Annotated in this window: 18 protein-coding genes; 6 read left to right on the top strand and 12 right to left on the bottom strand. The window is 37.0% G+C overall.

The features are described from left to right. Nucleotides 1–10 precede the first annotated feature (10 nt). Both FFS26_RS13610 and FFS26_RS13605 read left to right on the top strand, forming a co-directional pair. Nucleotides 11–1588 (top strand): DHA2 family efflux MFS transporter permease subunit, encoded by a 1578-nt coding sequence (locus tag FFS26_RS13610; protein WP_062674556.1) that lies wholly within the window; start codon nucleotides 11–13, stop codon nucleotides 1586–1588. 395 nt (nucleotides 1589–1983) lie between these two features. Next, complete coding sequence (locus tag FFS26_RS13605; RefSeq protein ID WP_137905270.1) at nucleotides 1984–2580, top strand: hypothetical protein; 597 nt, start codon at nucleotides 1984–1986, stop codon at nucleotides 2578–2580. Between the two features lie 120 nt (nucleotides 2581–2700). Here FFS26_RS13605 and FFS26_RS13600 read toward each other — a convergent pair whose 3' ends face one another. Together FFS26_RS13600 and FFS26_RS13595 are read right to left on the bottom strand one after the other, a co-directional pair. After that, nucleotides 2701–3714 (bottom strand): TQO small subunit DoxD, encoded by a 1014-nt coding sequence (locus FFS26_RS13600; RefSeq protein ID WP_137905269.1) that lies wholly within the window; start codon nucleotides 3712–3714, stop codon nucleotides 2701–2703. 55 nt (nucleotides 3715–3769) lie between these two features. After that, nucleotides 3770–4147 carry a hypothetical protein gene (locus FFS26_RS13595; protein WP_137905268.1) on the bottom strand — a complete coding sequence of 126 codons (378 nt, stop codon included), beginning with the start codon at nucleotides 4145–4147 and terminating at the stop codon, nucleotides 3770–3772. 182 nt (nucleotides 4148–4329) lie between these two features. Between FFS26_RS13595 and FFS26_RS13590 the strand changes: the two genes are divergently transcribed. Then, the gene (locus FFS26_RS13590) at nucleotides 4330–4890 is read left to right on the top strand and encodes a DNA-3-methyladenine glycosylase I (protein WP_110011438.1); all 561 of its coding nucleotides are present in this window, start codon (nucleotides 4330–4332) and stop codon (nucleotides 4888–4890) included. A 268-nt stretch (nucleotides 4891–5158) separates the two neighbouring features. On the opposite strand, the gene FFS26_RS13585 is transcribed toward FFS26_RS13590, so the two are convergent. Continuing rightward, entirely contained in the window at nucleotides 5159–5524 is a 366-nt protein-coding gene (locus FFS26_RS13585) for a winged helix-turn-helix transcriptional regulator (RefSeq protein ID WP_110011437.1), read from the bottom strand. 91 nt (nucleotides 5525–5615) lie between these two features. On the opposite strand from FFS26_RS13585, the gene FFS26_RS13580 reads away from it, so the two are divergent. Then, on the top strand, nucleotides 5616–6146 hold the full coding sequence (locus FFS26_RS13580; protein WP_110011436.1) for an NAD(P)H-dependent oxidoreductase: 531 nt from the start codon (nucleotides 5616–5618) through the stop codon (nucleotides 6144–6146). Nucleotides 6147–6189: 43 nt separating this feature from the next. On the opposite strand, the gene FFS26_RS13575 is transcribed toward FFS26_RS13580, so the two are convergent. The 5 genes from FFS26_RS13575 to FFS26_RS13555 all read right to left on the bottom strand — a co-directional run bounded on the left by FFS26_RS13575 (nucleotide 6190) and on the right by FFS26_RS13555 (nucleotide 10246). After that, a complete protein-coding gene (locus FFS26_RS13575) occupies nucleotides 6190–6642 on the bottom strand; it encodes a hypothetical protein (protein WP_137905267.1) in 453 nt (150 codons plus the stop codon). Beyond that, nucleotides 6639–7118 carry a hypothetical protein gene (locus tag FFS26_RS13570; RefSeq protein WP_137905266.1) on the bottom strand — a complete coding sequence of 160 codons (480 nt, stop codon included), beginning with the start codon at nucleotides 7116–7118 and terminating at the stop codon, nucleotides 6639–6641. The genes FFS26_RS13575 and FFS26_RS13570 overlap by 4 nt, the downstream gene beginning before the upstream one ends. Further along, nucleotides 7119–7622, bottom strand: coding sequence for a DUF2199 domain-containing protein (locus tag FFS26_RS13565; RefSeq protein WP_137905265.1), 504 nt, complete (start codon nucleotides 7620–7622; stop codon nucleotides 7119–7121). 45 nt (nucleotides 7623–7667) lie between these two features. Beyond that, nucleotides 7668–9254, bottom strand: coding sequence for a patatin-like phospholipase family protein (locus tag FFS26_RS13560; RefSeq protein WP_137905264.1), 1587 nt, complete (start codon nucleotides 9252–9254; stop codon nucleotides 7668–7670). A gap of 92 nt (nucleotides 9255–9346) precedes the next feature. Beyond that, the gene (locus FFS26_RS13555) at nucleotides 9347–10246 is read right to left on the bottom strand and encodes a CorA family divalent cation transporter (protein ID WP_137905263.1); all 900 of its coding nucleotides are present in this window, start codon (nucleotides 10244–10246) and stop codon (nucleotides 9347–9349) included. 73 nt (nucleotides 10247–10319) lie between these two features. Between FFS26_RS13555 and FFS26_RS13550 the strand changes: the two genes are divergently transcribed. Beyond that, nucleotides 10320–11342: a 3-oxoacyl-ACP synthase III family protein gene (locus FFS26_RS13550; protein ID WP_110011433.1), complete on the top strand. Its 1023-nt coding sequence runs from the start codon at nucleotides 10320–10322 to the stop codon at nucleotides 11340–11342. A 156-nt stretch (nucleotides 11343–11498) separates the two neighbouring features. On the opposite strand, the gene FFS26_RS13545 is transcribed toward FFS26_RS13550, so the two are convergent. After that, a complete protein-coding gene (locus FFS26_RS13545) occupies nucleotides 11499–12659 on the bottom strand; it encodes a thioredoxin family protein (RefSeq protein WP_110011432.1) in 1161 nt (386 codons plus the stop codon). Nucleotides 12660–12936: 277 nt separating this feature from the next. On the opposite strand from FFS26_RS13545, the gene FFS26_RS13540 reads away from it, so the two are divergent. Beyond that, complete coding sequence (locus FFS26_RS13540; RefSeq protein ID WP_171006312.1) at nucleotides 12937–14568, top strand: AraC family transcriptional regulator; 1632 nt, start codon at nucleotides 12937–12939, stop codon at nucleotides 14566–14568. A 338-nt stretch (nucleotides 14569–14906) separates the two neighbouring features. Here the strand turns inward: FFS26_RS13540 and FFS26_RS13535 are convergent, their stop codons facing one another. The 3 genes from FFS26_RS13535 to pruA all read right to left on the bottom strand — a co-directional run bounded on the left by FFS26_RS13535 (nucleotide 14907) and on the right by pruA (nucleotide 17622). Next, the gene (locus FFS26_RS13535) at nucleotides 14907–15107 is read right to left on the bottom strand and encodes a hypothetical protein (RefSeq protein ID WP_110011430.1); all 201 of its coding nucleotides are present in this window, start codon (nucleotides 15105–15107) and stop codon (nucleotides 14907–14909) included. 280 nt (nucleotides 15108–15387) lie between these two features. After that, nucleotides 15388–15609: a cytochrome C551 gene (locus FFS26_RS13530; RefSeq protein WP_110011429.1), complete on the bottom strand. Its 222-nt coding sequence runs from the start codon at nucleotides 15607–15609 to the stop codon at nucleotides 15388–15390. A 387-nt stretch (nucleotides 15610–15996) separates the two neighbouring features. Next, nucleotides 15997–17622, bottom strand: coding sequence for an L-glutamate gamma-semialdehyde dehydrogenase (gene pruA, locus FFS26_RS13525; protein ID WP_137905261.1), 1626 nt, complete (start codon nucleotides 17620–17622; stop codon nucleotides 15997–15999). Nucleotides 17623–17726 lie beyond the last annotated feature (104 nt).

The raw sequence follows: 17726 nt of genomic DNA, 5'->3' as shown, positions 1-17726 counted from the left end.
AAAAAAACTTATGCAAGATTCATTAGTAGAATATGGAGCGCGGAGAGTAATCATTACGATTACAGCCATCCTTTGTGCCCTTCTTGAAATTGTAGACTCCACGATTGTCAATGTTGCCTTGAATGAAATGAAGGGGAATCTTGGAGCTACGCTTTCAGAAGTAGGGTGGGTGATTACAGCGTATGCCATCGGGAACGTTATCATAGTTCCGATGACGAGCTGGCTTTCACAGCAGTTTGGGCGTAGAAATTACTTTGCGGCATCCATCATTATATTCACCGTATTTTCATTCTTATGTGGAAATGCGACCAATATCTGGGAACTCGTGTTCTTCAGATTGATGCAGGGAATCGGGGGTGGAGCCTTACTGGTAACATCACAAACGATTATTACGGAATCGTATCCGATTGAAAAAAGAAGTATGGCTCAGGCTATTTACGGCCTTGGGGTAATTATCGGTCCTACACTAGGGCCGCCTCTTGGAGGATATATTGTTGATAACTTCAGCTGGCCCTATATTTTCTATATTAATATTCCGATTGGAATTGCGGCAACGCTGATGACGCTTCAGTTTGTAAGAAGCCCGAAATATGCAGAAAAACGTAAAGCTTCAGATGTTGACTGGCTTGGAATTGCTCTGCTGGCAGTTACAGTAGGCTCATTACAGTTTATTCTGGAAAGAGGACATGAAGAAGACTGGTTTGAAAGTGGAATGATCGTGGCCTTTACTGTAGCAGCAATTTTAGGATTTATACTCTTCCTTTGGCGGGAACTTACCTTCAAGTACCCGATTGTTGAGCTCAGAGTGCTTAAAAACAGCAACCTGAGGATCGGGACTATGATGTCATTCGTTCTTGGATTCGGATTGTATGGTTCTACATTCATTGTTCCTTTGTATACCCAGAGTATTTTGGGATGGACAGCCCTTCAGTCAGGTGCGTTGATGATTCCGGCCGCATTAACGACAGCCTTTATGATGCCTATCATCGGGAGACTACTGGCAAAAGGAGCAAAACAGCAGATCCTGGTTTCATTAGGGCTCTTTATCTTCTTCGTTTACAGTTTCTGGGGATACAAAATTCTGACACCGGATACCAGTAAAGATGCCTTCTTCTGGATGCTGATTGTAAGAGGAGCAGGTCTGGGATTATTATTTATTCCTATTACCTCTTTGTCATTAAGTACACTAAAAGGGCAGGAGATTGGTCAGGGAGCAGCCTTTACAGGGATGATGAGACAGCTGGGAGGATCTTTTGGGATTGCGGCGATCACGACCTTTATTGCCAATGCAGGACAGAAGTACAGAAATAACTTAATTTCCCACCTGGACGAAAACAGTTTTGATGTTCAGCAAAGACTGGCAGCATTGAAGGCCAATTTCATAGCGAAAGGGATGACTCCTGATGCAGCAATGAATGCCGCATATAAAATGCTCGACTTATCCGTAACAAAACAGGCCACTGTTTTATCTTATATGGATGTATTTCTTTACCTCGGAATCGTATTCCTGATATGTATTCCGTTTATCTTACTGGTAAAAGAAAGAAAGAGCAAAGAAAAAATAGATTTGAGTGAAGCCATGCACTAGATTTTAAAAAAGACCTTCTGAATTTCGAAGGTCTTTTTTTATTGTATCTGCCTTAACATGATAATAAACAATACTTTCTGTTTTCATTCTGTTAAATAAAAAATAATATCACTTATTGGAGAGTTTATTTATTTTTTCTAGCTTTACATTACCAAATGAAAAAAATATGAATAGATTCCCTCACCTTTTAATAATCCATTCAAAAAGGATTCGCCGGAATGCTGTATCACACTTTATCTGATTTCCGGTTATTGAACTGAAAGATCTGGCTGTCTTTCACTTTGCTTTTATATTTCTTAAAGGCAATTTCCCAATATCCGAAAACGGTGTGAAGTATTGTATTCCGTTTTTATTTAGCTAAATCATGATTTCAAGTCACTAATAACTTATTATATATGAATCAAATTCAACTGCCGGAAACTTACGCGGCATTATCAGATTTCAGAAAAAATGATATCTATCTCCCTGAAATGAATCAGGCTCAGATTATTGCAGATTTCTTTCCCGGAACTTTCACAGAGCTTACCCAGCGCCTCTCTGATATTACAGGGGCTTTTTACGGAGGTATGCTCAAACAGATCGGGAAACTTTACGGACCTGAAGCTATTGAACAGATTTCCAGTACTTTTATGTATGATCTGGGATCAAGAATGACACTGAGGAATCTTGAAACAAAACCCAATCTGCAGCCTGGAATTCCGGCCGTTGCAAAAATATTGATAGGAGCAGTTTTTACATCCAGTCCCGAATACAATTTTGAATTTAAAGAATTAAATGACTACAAATGCGAATTGCTTATTAAAGGAGTAGACCGTTACCACAAAATCACAAATAGCCTGCAAATTGCAGGTCTGTTGAATTGGCCAGTCATAAAACCTTTTATACAGGGCGTTTGCGACACCATGGGGCTGGATGTTTTATTGGATATAAAAGTACTCAGACTTGATCCGGACAGCAAGTGCACCTATCATGTCATAGTTTCTGAGAAATAGCTTCCAACATAAATAGTACCTGGAAATTCAATAAGAGCGGACCTTAGTCCGCTTTCTGTATACTAAATCAAGGATAGGTTTCAGCCTAAACATGAAACCCGTGTCTCGCACCCCGCATCGCTAATCAATCTTTTCTATCCATTCAATACCACTCACATCAATCAGTTTCAGACTGTGGATATCATTTTTTTGAAAAATATCATCAATATTCAGTGTCACATCAGCTTTTGCTCCTAAGGGAATTACCAGACTGTGTTTTCCTGGTTTCACTTTGGCAACATGATGATTCTGAATATCCTCTTTAGGAATTCCGGCAAGTTCTTTATGATCCAGTTCCTTTAAAATCTTTCCGTTTTTGTCGAGGATATGAATGCCTATCAGAAAAGAACCATACACATCAGCACCTTCCGTCCTGTAAACTTCGAACGTTAACTTTGAGTGCTGATGAGAGATTTTTGAAATTTCCAGCTTGGGTCTTACCGATTTATTGTGAAGTGTTCCCCACACACCTCCATGAAAGTACTGATTGGTAAAAAGAGTTAACCCCAATATGATGAGTGAGCCCGCCAATACAAAACTCTTTGGATCTGACACAGGAAAATTTCCTGAGCCAAGCCATTGAAACCATTTTTTTTGAGTGAATTTTTTGTTGTTTTTCATAAAATAATGATCCAGAGAATAATGACCACTTCCTGTGAGAAACATAACAAATCCACCGGCTACGCCCAGTACACCAATCTGCCACTCATCAAGGCAGGTTGTTCCCAGCCAGCCGGAACCTAATAAAATCCCGAGAGCAAGGCTGAAAATGCCAATACTCATCAGCCGGGTAAATAAACCGAGGATGATGAATAATCCGACAATTGCCTCAATAATCGTAAAAATCATCATGGAGCGTTGTAAAGCATCAGGATGAGTCACCAGATATTCAATAACAGGTTTTATTCCAAGTGCATTGGGTAAAAAATGGTTGAATTTTTCCCCGATATATCCTTTTTCGTCGGGAATAAGTTTGTTTTCAAGGATGAGACGGCGCCAGAACGCTGAAAAGTAGGTCCATCCGATAACCATACGGAGGGATAAAGTATATAATCCGGCCATGTCTGAAGACTGGCTGTTTAAGGTATGTTTCATTGAAATTAATATTGTATTGTAAAAAACTGTTTTTTATAATCTGACTAAAAAAAGTTTAAACCAGATGAAGTCTAAGTCTTTTAAACAGAATATATTTCGGAGGGCTGTTCCCGGCAGAATGTCTGGAATAGTTATTGAGAAAAGATTTTTCTTCAAAAAGATTGGCTGCAGCTGAATTAAAACCAGATAAAAACTTATGGTAATGGTTTTGAATTTTGGTTTTTGAAACTGCAGTTTCTGAAGAAGCAAAAGCTGTATCACAGCTGAAAGAGAGCGAGGAGGTTGTTTTTACCTTATTAAGCCCGCTGATGTACTGAATGTCAAAAATATCAAGGACATTTCTTTTGACTGAGCACGGAGACAACGAAAACACCAATATAAGCATCGTAATGACACCTTTATAAGTTTTCATATGAAGTCCTGAACTGGGCATAATTACAAAACTACGCTTTATTTCAATATGTATCAGCAGACTTTTAATTAATAATGGATTCTCTTAAAAAAAAATTTGTGCTATTAAAATTTAAAAATAAAAAACACTACTGACGGACAGTTGTCACAATCCCGCTTTATCTTTACAGTCTGAAAGTTTTACAAAATAGAAAATATACTGAAATGAGTTACTGTTTAGCAATAGAAGGAATGCAGCCTGAAAGCAGAAAAGAACTGCACAAAAATTATCATGACAACTATTATGGGTTTCCCATTCACGATGATAATGAATTGTTCGGAAGACTGATTCTGGAAATTAATCAGGCAGGACTAAGCTGGGAAACGGTTCTGAAAAAAGAAGACAGTTTCAGAAAAGCTTATGACCAATTTGATATTCAGAAAATAGCAGCTTATACAGAAGAAGACCGTGAAAGGCTGTTGAGTGACCCTGGAATTATCAGAAATAAATTAAAGGTCAATGCTGCCATTGAAAATGCGAAAACAATCATTGAATTACAAAAAGAATTTGGTTCCTTTGAAAAATGGCTGGAGCACCATCATCCTATGACATTGCAGGAATGGATGAAATTATTCAAAAAAACATTCAAATTTACAGGTGGAGAAATTGTCAACGAATTTCTTATGAGTACCGGATATCTGAAAGGAGCCCATCATGAAACCTGTCCTGTACACTCGAAAGTATTGGCTCAAAAGCCTTTGTGGAAAGAGACTGAGGGAAAGTAGTACACGATTATTCTTTCAATTAATAAGCCTGGATTCCTACGGAATGACCTATAGAACTGTTTGATATTATGTATACACTGTGTCATTCCGTAGGAATCCAGCTTCCGAAAATTAAGAATAGAAAAAGAAAGTCCATTTTATATGTCAGCTGGTTGCTAGGATTTCAAGTTCTGGCTCAAGCCCATTTCTATTGAATTGATCAGATCATTTTTATGTGCCTGTCTCCGTTGAGTGTAAGATCTTTGCAAAACCTTTTAACCCAACCTTTTTATTTCTTTTCCATAATCTGTTTATGTTCGTTACCCCATTTTTCAAACTCAAGAATGATGGGCTTCAGCTTATAACCGATTTCTGTAAGCTCATATTCTACCCTTGGAGGAACTTCTGCATAGACTGTTCTGGTAATGATTTTATCCTCTTCCAGCCTGCGAAGCTGAAGGGTGAGCATACGCTCGGTAATGTTCTGAAGCTTTTTTCTAAGTTCTCCAAATCTCATTTTTCCATTGATCAGATAACAGCATATGGCTAATGCCCACTGCCCTCCGATAATATTGGAAGCATAGATTTCCGGACATTCATCAGCAAGTGCTTTTTTATTGGCAAAATTGGTTGAGGTTTCCTTTATTTTAGTCATTACTTACATTTTTTATAGTACCATACAATAGGTTGCTAATGTACGAAATGTAAGTAACGTGTTGTAATTTTGTGATAGAAATTTAGACATAATGAAAACATTAGTGATTGTGACGCATCCTGATATTGAAAAATCAGTGATCAATAAAAAATGGATCGACGAGTTAAAAAAATATCCTGAAAAATATGTGGTTCATCAACTGTACGAAGCTTATCCTGATGGAAAAATCAATGTGGCAGAAGAGCAGAAGCTGATGGAATCGTATGACAAGATTGTATTTCAGTTTCCTTTTTACTGGTTCAGCAGCCCGCCGCTTTTAAAACAATGGCTGGATGAAGTGGTTTTATACGGCTGGGCGTATGGAAGCAACAGCGGTTTCAAACTGGCCGGAAAGAAAATGACACTGGCTGTTACCGCAGGAATAGATGAAGATGGATATTCTGAAACAGGGGAATATAAATACACGATGAATGAACTTTTCCGACCTTATGAACTGACTTTCGATTATATAAAAGCCGATTATAAAGAACCATTCGTGTATTATGGAATTGAAAGAGATTCTTCCGATGAATGGATCAACAGAAGTGTTCCGATGTATCTGGAGTTTCTGGACAATTTATAACTGAATGAAAGTAAAGTTGAACTTGAATTAAAACAGGTTCAGCTTACTTTTGTATGTATTCAAAAGGCTCCACATTCCAGTCCTGTACATATTTTTTTATGGTATTACTGTCAATATTAAAGGGAACATCCTGATATTTCCAGCCTTTTGAAGGAACTTTTACATCTATAAGGTAGTTTTCAATAGAATAGATGTCAAGTATCGCTGAATTATCGGGTTTTATAGAATCAAAAATGATCAGAAATTTATCTCCTTTCTTATAAGAAAAATTGGCTGTTTTAGAATAGATAATACCATTAACATCATATTTGTAATCTATTCCTACACCATTATTATTTTTGTGATGCCAGTCTGATATAGCTTCTCCAATGGTGTATTTTGGGCTTTTGAGTATATTGTTTATTCCTAAATGGGCACTAATTAAACAAAATATGATAAAAATTACAGTGGCTATCAAAATAATAATGTGAAACTTTTCTGAGATCAATTTTTTCATGCTCCAGTTCTATATTTCTTGTTGAACTTCTGCAGATCTATTGCCTGCTCCTGGAAATATTTTTTAAATGTATCTGAAAGATTTATATCTTTAAATTTCACAAGGGTATATCCACTGTCAAAAGCAATAATTTCTAAAATGCTTTCCTGAATTAAAAAATGATCAGGTTCCCAAACACTTGTATCTTCAACAGATAAGATAGAAAAGGCTGAAGTATCGGGTTCAATAGTATTTGGAACGGCTGAAATGATCCCCCAAATGATCTGAGTATTGCTTTGATAGAGCTGTCCAAATTCCGGATGATCCAACACAAAATAATCTTCATCAAAATTAATGGGAAGAGTCTGATCAGATATAAAATCTAAATCCGTCAAAATCCATTTATAAATGGTAAGATCATTCCATATAGGTTTCAAAACCTCATGAAGATTGGTATGGAATTTTACCTTTTTTGTACTTCTGATAATCCAGTTCATTTATTCTTTATTTAAAACCCTGTTTATTCTTTTCTTTGCTTCTTCTTTTGTAATGCCATTATAAAAGTCGTATACAAACGGATGCTCATAGCTTTGGTGAGGATAAACAAAAGGACGCCCGATAGAATTATTTACTACTACAGTTGTAGGAATACTTTCCTCAAACTCATAATCAGGAAGATAGGTGGAAAGCCATCCGAAATATTCAGCTTCAAATTCCTTGTTATTATAGTTTTCAACATATTCATTGAAGCTCTTTTCACTCAGTGAAACCCAGATTCCATAATCCAGATCTCTACAGTCATCTGTGACTTCCTGTACCAGAACAGTACGGATAAATCTATGGGTATCTTCAGGATCTTCAACAACACATAAATCTGAGGTAAGTTCAGTATTTTTTAACTCCTTTTCCGATAAGCAGTAATAGAAATAAGGAGCATTATAGGCTATCGCAGGCCAGTCTTCTTTCTCTTCTCCGCAGCATTGGCAGATGTATTTCATCATTGTATTTTATTTATAATGTTGATTAAATTTAAAAAGCTAAAATCTTTACCCCACCGTAGGAGTATCCTCTTCTTTGAGTATTTTTTTCTCCTTCATCGTAAGCATCATTCTTTCATATTTGTACTTTTCCCAATCAAATGTGTTGAGAAAATCAAGGGCAGCCTGAAAACCTCTGTTGAAGAGTTCTTCCTTTTCTTCTCTTTTCATAAAGAAGTTCAGCCAACTGCTGGTGCCGCAGTTAACGGTTTGTATACTGTATAGCTTATAAAAAGTATGTTTGGTAAGGAATGTCTTATCGTTAAACCCTTTCAGAGTGCTGATGATATTTCCTGCGTAGCTGAACGGTGTTGTAAGGATTTCTTCACTGGTTTTTCCCTTTTCAGAAAGAATGGCAGAATCACTGGTTAGCTGTACCCCAAAAAGAGGCATTCTCGGATAAAAAACTTCATCAGCGTGAAAAAGGTCAATAGGGAAGTTGGAGATACTGCCGCCATCAATGAAAACTCCTGCTGGGTTTATATTTTCAGGTTGGGTATTCATCCAATACCTCCAGGCATATTTTACAGAATCATCGTTTGTGTTAATTTGTTTCTGGAAAGGTTCAAAGAAAAAGGGTACCGCCATAGAGGCTCTTGCAAATTCAGCCGGACTGATGTGTTTCAGTTCCTCTTCGGACCAGTAGAGATTGGCCATCGTAGGAAGTTCTACCTTAATTTTAGCATTGATATCAGTGGTAATAACCACATATTCTGAGGTAAGAAGATAAAACGGATTGTTTTTATAATAATCATTATTGACGGCACTTTCATAGAAAATTCTGTATCGGGTCTGGTCAATGTGTTCCTGATTTTTTATTCTAATCTTTTCGATGCTTTGCAAAGCTATCTGATAATATTCCTGCCCGTTCCCATAACGGTAGCTGAGATTGAGGCCTTTTTCTTTCTGAATGAATTTTTTATTGAGATCGGCAACTGTTTGTATTCCAAATTGGGCCAGCGCATTCTGCATGGTATTCTGAAAAACATTTCCGGGATTCAGTCCGCTGTTTTCCTTTCTGAAATTATTATAAAGCTTTTTAATACAGAAAAAGAGAATGACAGCCGGAATCAATGGAATCAGGAACATTAGTTTGGCGTTCAGTATGGTTGTGGGAGGAGCCAGAAAAGGAATGCTCAGCAGAATAATGAAAAGAATGACCGCAATGATGGCATTGATCTTAAAAAAATCTTTGTTGTTCAGCATTGCATGAAGGGTCGTCTTTACATACGTTTTCCCATCCATAAAATCTGCAAAATTCCAGCTGAAAAGAATATCCTTAATCAGCTCACTTTTAGGCTCTTCTTTGGTTTTGCAGGCTGCGATAAGCATGGTGTTAATAGCTCCGGCACTCGTTCCTGCTACTTTCAGAAAACGGATCCCGAATATTTCCAGACCATAAAGATAGCCTACCAATGCGCTTCCCCATACACCGCCACCTTCCTGTACAAACTCTATATACTGATTACCGGACTGATCCAGAAGATCAGAGAATTCTTTGGCAGCTATATTCCCGTGTAAGGCAAGCAATTTATCTTTGGATGCCTGTGAAAGAGAGGGATCTTCCAGAATTTTGTTGAGGTTTTCGGTAGTCATGGTATTTTGTTTTGAGGATGTGCCGGTAAAAGACAAAGATCATCAATTAGATGATCAAAATCTTTGTGCCTTTGTATTGATATAAAAATGAATCACCACTGTTTTCGCCTTACATAAATAAATGTACTGATCACAACCGTAGCCATCGCTCCCAATGTTACAAAATATCCATACTTATGATGAAGCTCAGGCATATTATCGAAATTCATCCCATATACCCCGGCAATGAAAGTGATCGGTAAAAAGTAAACAGAATAAATGGCCAACACCTTCATCACCTGGTTGGCTTTTTGGTCCGAAAGTGCCAGGAACATGGAAATAAGGTTGGTAATCTGAATGTTTAAATGATCAAAATCGGCAACGACATCCTTATGCTTATCTTTTAAATCGACAATTTCTGAGTCCTGTAAATTCAGTAGTTTAAATTTATCAATAGCATCCGTAGAGATTACCAGCACGCGGGAATTCAAGCCCGATTTTCGTTTCAGTTTGTAGAGACGGCGGATCTGGCTCGTATGATTCGTGTTTTTAAGAAAAATTTCATTCTCTATATTGTCCATCGTTTCGAACAGACTTAAAGATTCATCATCAAAACTTTTCATAATCAGGATAGCAATCATCAGGGTGATTTGCTGAGGAGTAACATCTTCCTGAATCAGGGAGACTTTTTTCTTGGTCTCTGTGATACTTCTGGTTTTCATCCTGTGGATGGTAATAATGGTATTTTCAACCAGAAAAATCCCAATCTTGGTACTGATATCACTGATGGTATTCAAATTCTTTCTTTCCAGCTCTGTACTTTCACGGAGTAAAAAGAATTTTACATTCCCGTCTTCTTCATATTTCGGAAGGTGATTAGGGTCCATCGTATCTTCCAGAAGAAGGTTGTTGATTTCATATCTTTCATGAAGAAATTTCAGGTCTTCTAAAGTAGGAGCCTCTACATCTACCCATTCGCACTGGGAGGTTCTGTATATCGTATCAATTGGCATAAAGTAAAAATACTAATATTTTGAAAAACTATGTGTTAAATAAGTTTTATCTTTGCCAAAATTAAAAAACTATATGATTAAAAGTACCATAAAAGGGGTGGGATTTTATGTTCCAGATAACGTTGTTACCAATGATGATTTAGCAAAACTAATGACTACCAATGACGAATGGATTACGGAAAGAACAGGTATCAAGGAAAGAAGACACAGAAAAAACAGATATGACTCTCAGGAAACCAGCGCTTATCTAGGTTTTAAAGCTGCAGAAAAAGCCATCCTCAATGCTGGTCTTACCTCAAAAGATATTGATTACATTGTTTTTGCAACGCTTTCACCGGATTATTATTTTCCGGGATGTGGTGTCCTGCTTCAGGACATGCTGGGATGTGATACGATCGGAGCATTGGATGTAAGAAATCAATGTTCAGGATTTGTATATTCTATGAGTGTGGCTAATGCATTCATCAAATCCGGTACTTATAAAAATATTCTTGTGGTAGGAGCAGAAGTTCATTCTTTCGGATTGGACTTTTCTGATGAGGGAAGAGGTGTGTCTGTTATTTTTGGAGACGGGGCAGGAGCCATTGTTCTTTCTGCATCAGAAGATGAAAATGCAGGAGATATTTTAGCGATGAATATGCATTCTGAAGGAAAATATGCTGACGATCTTTGTACCCAGTTCCCGGGTTCAAAATTCGGATGGAGCGACAGAATGAGAAAAGATCCTGAAAATGTAACGAACAAAGAAGTATATCCGATCATGAACGGAAACTTCGTATTCAAGCATGCGGTAACAAGATTCCCCGAAACCATGATGGAAGCTTTGAACAAAGCCGGAAAGACGGTTGAAGATCTTGATATGTTTATTCCGCACCAGGCGAATCTGAGAATTGCCCAGTTTGTACAGGAAAAATTCGGATTACCGGATGAGAAAGTCTTCAACAACATCCAGAGATACGGAAACACAACAGCAGCTTCTATTCCGATTGCTTTAAGCGAAGCAATTGAGCAGGGAAAAATAAAAAGAGGCGACCTTGTCCTTCTTTCTGCTTTCGGAAGCGGATTTACCTGGGGCAGTGTTCTGTTTGAATACTAAGAGAAGCTTTATTTTCAATTATACCACAACTCAAGTGCTCAATTTCTATATTTTGGAAGGGGGCGGAAATTCAAAGGATTTTTGACGGGGTGGTTTTATACATCATAAAAAAACGCAGAACTCTGTTCTGCGTTTTTTATGATAGACCTTAATCAATTAAAGACTTTTCAGTAATTTTTCCGTGTCTGTAGAATCCTGTCCTGTACTTTTGGCCAGTTCAATAGACTTTTCAGCCCATATTTTTGCATTTTTCTTATCACCTACCTTATTGTAAAGATTGGCTAAAGTATCTGTATTGGCAAAGTTCTGGTCTTTCTTTACAGATTCCTGTGCCCATGCAATGGCTTTTTCCAGAGAAGCTTTATTGCTCACATTCTCAAAGAAGTTCCATGCAAGAGAGTTCAGTTCTTCAGAACCTGCTGCAGAATAATCTTTGTAGATATCAAGGATCAGCTTTTCATACTCAGGAATATCTTTATTCTTTAAAGCTCTGTTAGCTTTCATTCTTTTTAAGATCTTGTCAGCCTCTTCTTTGCTTAGAAATTTCTGTGCTTCGGCCATAAAATAGCTGTCATCCCATTTTTTAGTATCCGGATTATAAGCTTTTTTAGAAATAGTATTCAGCTTGATATTTTTCTCAAACTTTTCATATTTATCTTCCGGGAAGAACTTAACGATATCAGCTTTTTTATCCTGGAAAATTTTGTATAAAGGACTGTCTGTAGTCTGTACTCCTGAAAGAAGCATTTGGATATCTTCCTGATCTAAAATTGTTTTCTGCTGAAAGTAACGGTTAAGAACTTTTCCGGCAAACTCGGCGTCATTATACATGGTAAGTCCGGCAAGATTCTTTAAAAACTCAGGATTTTTTTCTCCCTTTTCAAACTGCTGCTTCAAAGAGGTTAGTCTTTTATTGGGATCTTCAGCGTCTTTCGCAAACTGGATAAAGTCTTTTTCTTCCACATATCCTAAAGTTCTGTGCACAGCTTCACCGTTTCCGTCGATAAACAGGTAAGTAGGAAATGCTTTTACATTATATTTTTTGGCCAGCTCAATTCCTTCTCCTTTTTCCATATCAATTTTCGCATTGATAAAGTGGGAATTATAGTAATCGCCTACAGACTGAAGCGGGAAAATATTTTTAACCATCAGTTTACAAGGTCCGCACCATGAAGCATATGCATCAATGAAGACCAGTTTTTTTTCTTTTTTTGCTTTGGCAAGAATGGAGGCAAAATTGCCTTCTTCAAATTTAATTCCCTGTGCCCATGCAAGGACTCCTATAAAGATTGAGGAAAGTATGGCTATTTTTTTCATAAAAACTTTTTATTCCCTGCAAATGTAATAAATATGAAGACACCTGAGCCGTCCATATTAAAAATAATTATACAGGAATTTTGGTTTTAAAACAGAAATCAGTTTATATTAAAGAAAACCATATATTATTTCTGTCTTATTATTAAAATTAATGTAAATTGGTGTTTTTGGTTAAATGATTAAATTTCAATATAATGTTTTAATAAAAAATAAAATATCACTAGTTTTGTAAAAAACAAAAAGACACTCCGTGAAATCAATGATGAATTATTATAAAATGAAAATAATAATTTGTTTTTCTATGCCTAAAAGTCTTTTGAAATTTTTGTTTTTGCTGGCAACAGCAATTCCCATATTTGCCCAGAAAAAAAATAGCTTTGATCTTATCTGTGAAAGGACTTCTTCTGTTACAGCCTATAAAGATTTACCCAAAGCCATCAAAACAGCAGATTCCCTCTATATGAAGGCACAAAAGCCATCAGAGAAAATAAAATGTCTTATCCTTTCTTCAGAGCTGTACCATCATGCCGGTGAACTTAAAAAAGCAATCTGTTACAGTGAAAATGCCCATTCGGTAATCAATCTGACTAATGATCCTGAATGGATGGCTGTAGTAACCCGATTACTTGCGAGACAATATAGACAGGTAGGGTTATACGAAAGATCCAAAAAATATATTATAAAAGGACTGCAGGCTTCAGCCCGGATCACCGATTTTCAGAAAAGTAATGAAGCCGCAGGACTGCTGAATCAGGAAATGGCTTTTTATGAAATGGAGATGGGGAATTATCCTAACGCTATACAACATATCGAATCCTCCCTGAAATATTTTGAAAAGATCAATAGTTATAATGAAAACAGAACCGCAGCGGCATCTTATCAACTATTGGGAGATGTCTATTTCAAGCTCAATAATTATTCTGTCTCTGAAGATTACTATCGAAAAGCGGAAGGATTGCTAAAGAAAGGAAGCTGTACGCTGGGATTAGTTTATAATGGCCTGGGAGGAATCCGTTTGAAGCAGAAAAACTGGAAAGATGCTGAACTGTATCTTAAAAAAGCAGAAAAAATTGCCGATACTTCCCGAAGTCTTAAACTTAAAAAAGCAGTTTATTCCAATATTAATGATTATTATGAAGGAGTTGGGGACAATTTCAAGGCTTCTTTATATGCGGTAAAATATGTACGTGCCTATGACAGTATTGCAGCGCGCAACCAGAGTTTTGCCATAAAAGATTTTGAAAATCCCAAAGGAAAAGCTACGAAAAAAAATACGCAGATGAATGGAGTGAAGAATGCAGCTATTGTCATTCTGTCCCTTTCATTGGTTGGGCTGTTTCTTTTTATTAGGAGAAAACAGAAAAAACAGCGGTCAAAGCTTAGAAATATTATCAGAACCCAGTTGAACATGATCGGTAACAGGACACACTATCCTTTACAACAATCTGGTGATTTTGAGTTTTCCAATATTTTTGTGGAAGAAATTGATGAAAAAGACTCCGAGACAGACCGAAGAAGAAATGACTCTCTGATGACCCCGGAAACAGAATCAAAACTGCTGGAACTGCTTGAGGATTTTGAAAAAGGTAATCTCTATAACAATAAAGGCATGTCCCTATCTTTTCTCGCCGGAGAATTGAACACCAATACAAAATATCTTTCTTACGTGATCAATCAGCATAAAAATGCAGATTTTAAAACGTATATCAATCGTTTAAGAATCAACTATATTGTAGACAAACTGATCAATGATGAGAAGTACAGACAGTATAAAATAAGTATCCTTGCTGATGAATGCGGATTTTCTTCCCACAGCAAATTTGCTGCAGTCTTCAAGGCGGTCACAGATTATTCTCCATCAGCTTACATTAAATATCTGGATAGTGAAACCCGGTCAGATAAAAAATAGTCATTTTCCCGAAAATGATTAAAAACGGGCATTTTATTCAATTCTATATTGCTATTTTCACGAAAATGAACAACCTATTATTTTAAAGGAACCCTTTGCTATTATATCTTTGTGGCAGTTTCAAAGTATACAACAATTCTGTTACAGCTTATCACTTTTATTTCATTTTTGAACTAAGATCATTATAAGAGAAACTGCCATTCCCATTTTTTAAACTTTTTAAGGAAATATTCTGACCAGAATATCTGCCATATCCTATAATCGGGGTTGATTGCCCGGTTTTTTTTCAGTCAAGTTTTTTTAAGTGCAAATCCACAGACGTCTGTGGATTTGTGATTTTATTTAACTTTCGTACTGTCGGTTTTTACTTTTGAAGAATCCGGGGAAGGGATTGAATTCGCTACAGCAGAATCTCCCATTCTGTTTCTTAAGGAATCTTTATTGTGAGCATCTTTATATTCCTCTCTTTTTTCTTTGTTTTGAGCACAGCTTCCAAGGAAAAGAAGTCCAAGAACTGCTCCTATCCATAATTTTCTCATAATAGTTAATTTTGATTGTTGATGTTAATCAAATATAAGGATTAAAAGATAAAAGATAAAAGATAAAAGATAAAAGATGTTCTTTAAATTCCGGATTCAATAGAGGTGGGCTTAGCCCGCCGTTAGAAATAATATATAATCACCGGCTGTAGTCAAAAACCTGGAATAAACGTCTTTTCAAGCCAAAATTTCAATATCCAATATTTATGGTTATCCAATAAAAAAATCTGCAGCGCTTTCATCTGCAGATTTTCCATTTTAAATTAAACGTATATACATGTTATTTGACAGGAGACGTTGCCATAGAATCCCTTTTGATCATGATTGTATCAGGATTCGTCCTTTTTGTAGTCATCGTATCAGTAGTTGTAGGCGGTATACTTTTTTGGGTACTGTCTACTGTTGCTGAATCTCTGCTACTTGTTGACATTGTCGATTCTTTGGTTCCACAGCTCACTGCAAATATTCCTATTCCGACAGCTGTTAGCAATAACTTTTTCATATTATTTTATTTTGGGGTGTATAATAACAGAAAATCAATAATTATTCCTAACAGGACATTGAAAATCGTAAAATATAGGTAAAGTTTGTTAAAAGATGTTAGGTAGCAGGTAGCGGATTGTAGGGATGAGGAGTTAGGTATTAGGAGTTAGAGTGTTGGAGAGTTGTGGGGAATTGAGTATTGAATATCGAGTATTGAGTATCGGAGGAGTAAAAGTGTATTTCTGGATCCCCATAACTTTAAACCTTGAACTCTAATCCCCGCAACTCGCTTCCCGAACCTCGCATCCGCCTATCACCACAAAAAAGCCCCGAAACCGAAATTCCGGGGCTGTATTCAAGGAACAGACAACAAATTACTCATTGGCCATTACTCATTATTTATTAATTATCCCAGGTATGGATATTTGTAGTTTTTAGGAGAAACAAAAGTTTCTTTTACGCTTCTTACAGAAACCCATCTTAGAAGGTTCATTTTAGAACCTGCTTTATCATTTGTTCCTGAAGCTCTACCGCCACCGAAAGGCTGCTGTCCTACTACGGCACCCGTTGGTTTATCATTGATGTAGAAGTTACCTGATGCGTTTTCTAAAGCTTTGTAAGCTTCAGCGATTGCGTAACGGTCTTGTGAGAACACAGAACCGGTCAATGAATAAGGAGATGTTGAATCTACAAGTTTAAGGGTCTCTTTCCAGTCCTGATCTTCATATACGTAGATCGATAAGATTGGTCCGAAGATCTCTTCAACCATACTTTCGTAATGAGGATTTGTAGTTTCAATTACTGTTGGGTGTACGAACCATCCTTTAGAATCATCATATTTCCCACCGATTGCAACAGTAGCTTCACCTGAAGCGTTCGCTCTGTCGATATATCCTTTACATTTTTCGAAAGAATTCTTGTCGATTACAGCGTTGACAAAGTTAGAAGTATCTTCCGGCGAACCGATTTTGATAGTGCTCATCTGAACTTCCATTACTTTTTTCACATCAGCCCAAAGAGACTTAGGGATATAAGCTCTTGAAGCTGCAGAACATTTTTGTCCCTGGTATTCGAAAGCACCTCTTACCAATGCAGTAGCTACAGCTTCCACGTTAGCAGACGGGTGAGCAATAACGAAGTCTTTACCACCAGTTTCTCCAACGATTCTTGGATATGTTCTGTAGTTGTGGATATTATCACCGATCATTTTCCACATTCCCTGGAATACTTTTGTAGAACCAGTGAAGTGAAGACCTGCAAAATCCGGGTGAGCCAATACTTTTTCAGCAGTTTCTTTTCCATCTGTAAAGATCATGTTGATAACCCCTGCAGGAAGACCCGCTTCTGTTAATACATCCATAATTACTTTTGCAGAATATACCTGCTTGTCAGAAGGTTTCCAAACCACTACGTTTCCTAACATGGCCATACAAGTAGGAAGGTTTCCGGAAATCGCTGTAAAGTTGAATGGAGTTACTGCAAAACAGAACCCTTCTAATGGTCTGTATTCAACGCGGTTCCAGATTCCGTTATCAGAAACCGGCTGCTCAGCATACATTTCTGTCATGAACTCTACGTTGAATCTTAGGAAGTCGATGAACTCACAAGCAGAATCAATTTCAGCCTGGTGTACGTTTTTAGACTGCCCGATCATTGTTGCTGCATTAATCACATCTCTGTAAGGTCCTGCCAAAAGATCGGCTGCCTTTAAGAAAATTGCTGCACGCTGTTCCCAGCCTAGTTCATTCCACTCTTTTTTAGCTGCCAATGCCGCGTTGATAGCGTCATCCACATGCTGCATACCACCCTGATAGTAGAATCCAAAATCATGAGAATGATCCTGTGGAGACTGAAGCTGTACTTTTGTTTCAGTTTTTACTTCTTTTCCATTGATAATCATTGGGATTTCTACCTTTTCAGCCCACATTTTTTTATAAGTGTCGATAAGGCTTTTAACTTCCGGAGATCCCGGTTCGTATGAGTTTACAGGCTCGTTTACCGCTAATGGTACTTGCGAAATTGCTTTTGACATATTACGTTTTATTATTTTATTAAATTAATAAGATGTGTATACAAATTTACGATAATTATAAGGAAAGAAAAAATGCCGTCTTTTTTTGTCAGATAAACCAGAAA

Origin of the sequence: Chryseobacterium sp. 2VB (genome assembly GCF_005503635.1) — a bacterium.
In the GTDB taxonomy this organism is placed as follows: domain Bacteria; phylum Bacteroidota; class Bacteroidia; order Flavobacteriales; family Weeksellaceae; genus Chryseobacterium; species Chryseobacterium cupriresistens.
Note: the sequence above shows the minus strand (reverse complement) of the source record. Positions and strands in the feature narration are given on the sequence as shown.

Coding starts and splice junctions, on each gene's coding strand:
- FFS26_RS13565 (WP_137905265.1), bottom strand. CDS start 7,622: ATGATGAAATACATCTGCCAATGCTGCGGAGAAGAGAAAGAAGACTGG.
- FFS26_RS13570 (WP_137905266.1), bottom strand. CDS start 7,118: ATGAACTGGATTATCAGAAGTACAAAAAAGGTAAAATTCCATACCAAT.
- FFS26_RS13575 (WP_137905267.1), bottom strand. CDS start 6,642: ATGAAAAAATTGATCTCAGAAAAGTTTCACATTATTATTTTGATAGCC.
- FFS26_RS13610 (WP_062674556.1), top strand. CDS start 11: ATGCAAGATTCATTAGTAGAATATGGAGCGCGGAGAGTAATCATTACG.
- FFS26_RS13555 (WP_137905263.1), bottom strand. CDS start 10,246: ATGCCAATTGATACGATATACAGAACCTCCCAGTGCGAATGGGTAGAT.
- FFS26_RS13530 (WP_110011429.1), bottom strand. CDS start 15,609: ATGAAAAAGTTATTGCTAACAGCTGTCGGAATAGGAATATTTGCAGTG.
- FFS26_RS13590 (WP_110011438.1), top strand. CDS start 4,330: ATGAGTTACTGTTTAGCAATAGAAGGAATGCAGCCTGAAAGCAGAAAA.
- FFS26_RS13600 (WP_137905269.1), bottom strand. CDS start 3,714: ATGAAACATACCTTAAACAGCCAGTCTTCAGACATGGCCGGATTATAT.
- pruA (WP_137905261.1), bottom strand. CDS start 17,622: ATGTCAAAAGCAATTTCGCAAGTACCATTAGCGGTAAACGAGCCTGTA.
- FFS26_RS13585 (WP_110011437.1), bottom strand. CDS start 5,524: ATGACTAAAATAAAGGAAACCTCAACCAATTTTGCCAATAAAAAAGCA.
- FFS26_RS13545 (WP_110011432.1), bottom strand. CDS start 12,659: ATGAAAAAAATAGCCATACTTTCCTCAATCTTTATAGGAGTCCTTGCA.
- FFS26_RS13605 (WP_137905270.1), top strand. CDS start 1,984: ATGAATCAAATTCAACTGCCGGAAACTTACGCGGCATTATCAGATTTC.
- FFS26_RS13580 (WP_110011436.1), top strand. CDS start 5,616: ATGAAAACATTAGTGATTGTGACGCATCCTGATATTGAAAAATCAGTG.
- FFS26_RS13535 (WP_110011430.1), bottom strand. CDS start 15,107: ATGAGAAAATTATGGATAGGAGCAGTTCTTGGACTTCTTTTCCTTGGA.
- FFS26_RS13595 (WP_137905268.1), bottom strand. CDS start 4,147: ATGCCCAGTTCAGGACTTCATATGAAAACTTATAAAGGTGTCATTACG.
- FFS26_RS13560 (WP_137905264.1), bottom strand. CDS start 9,254: ATGACTACCGAAAACCTCAACAAAATTCTGGAAGATCCCTCTCTTTCA.
- FFS26_RS13540 (WP_171006312.1), top strand. CDS start 12,937: ATGAAAATAATAATTTGTTTTTCTATGCCTAAAAGTCTTTTGAAATTT.
- FFS26_RS13550 (WP_110011433.1), top strand. CDS start 10,320: ATGATTAAAAGTACCATAAAAGGGGTGGGATTTTATGTTCCAGATAAC.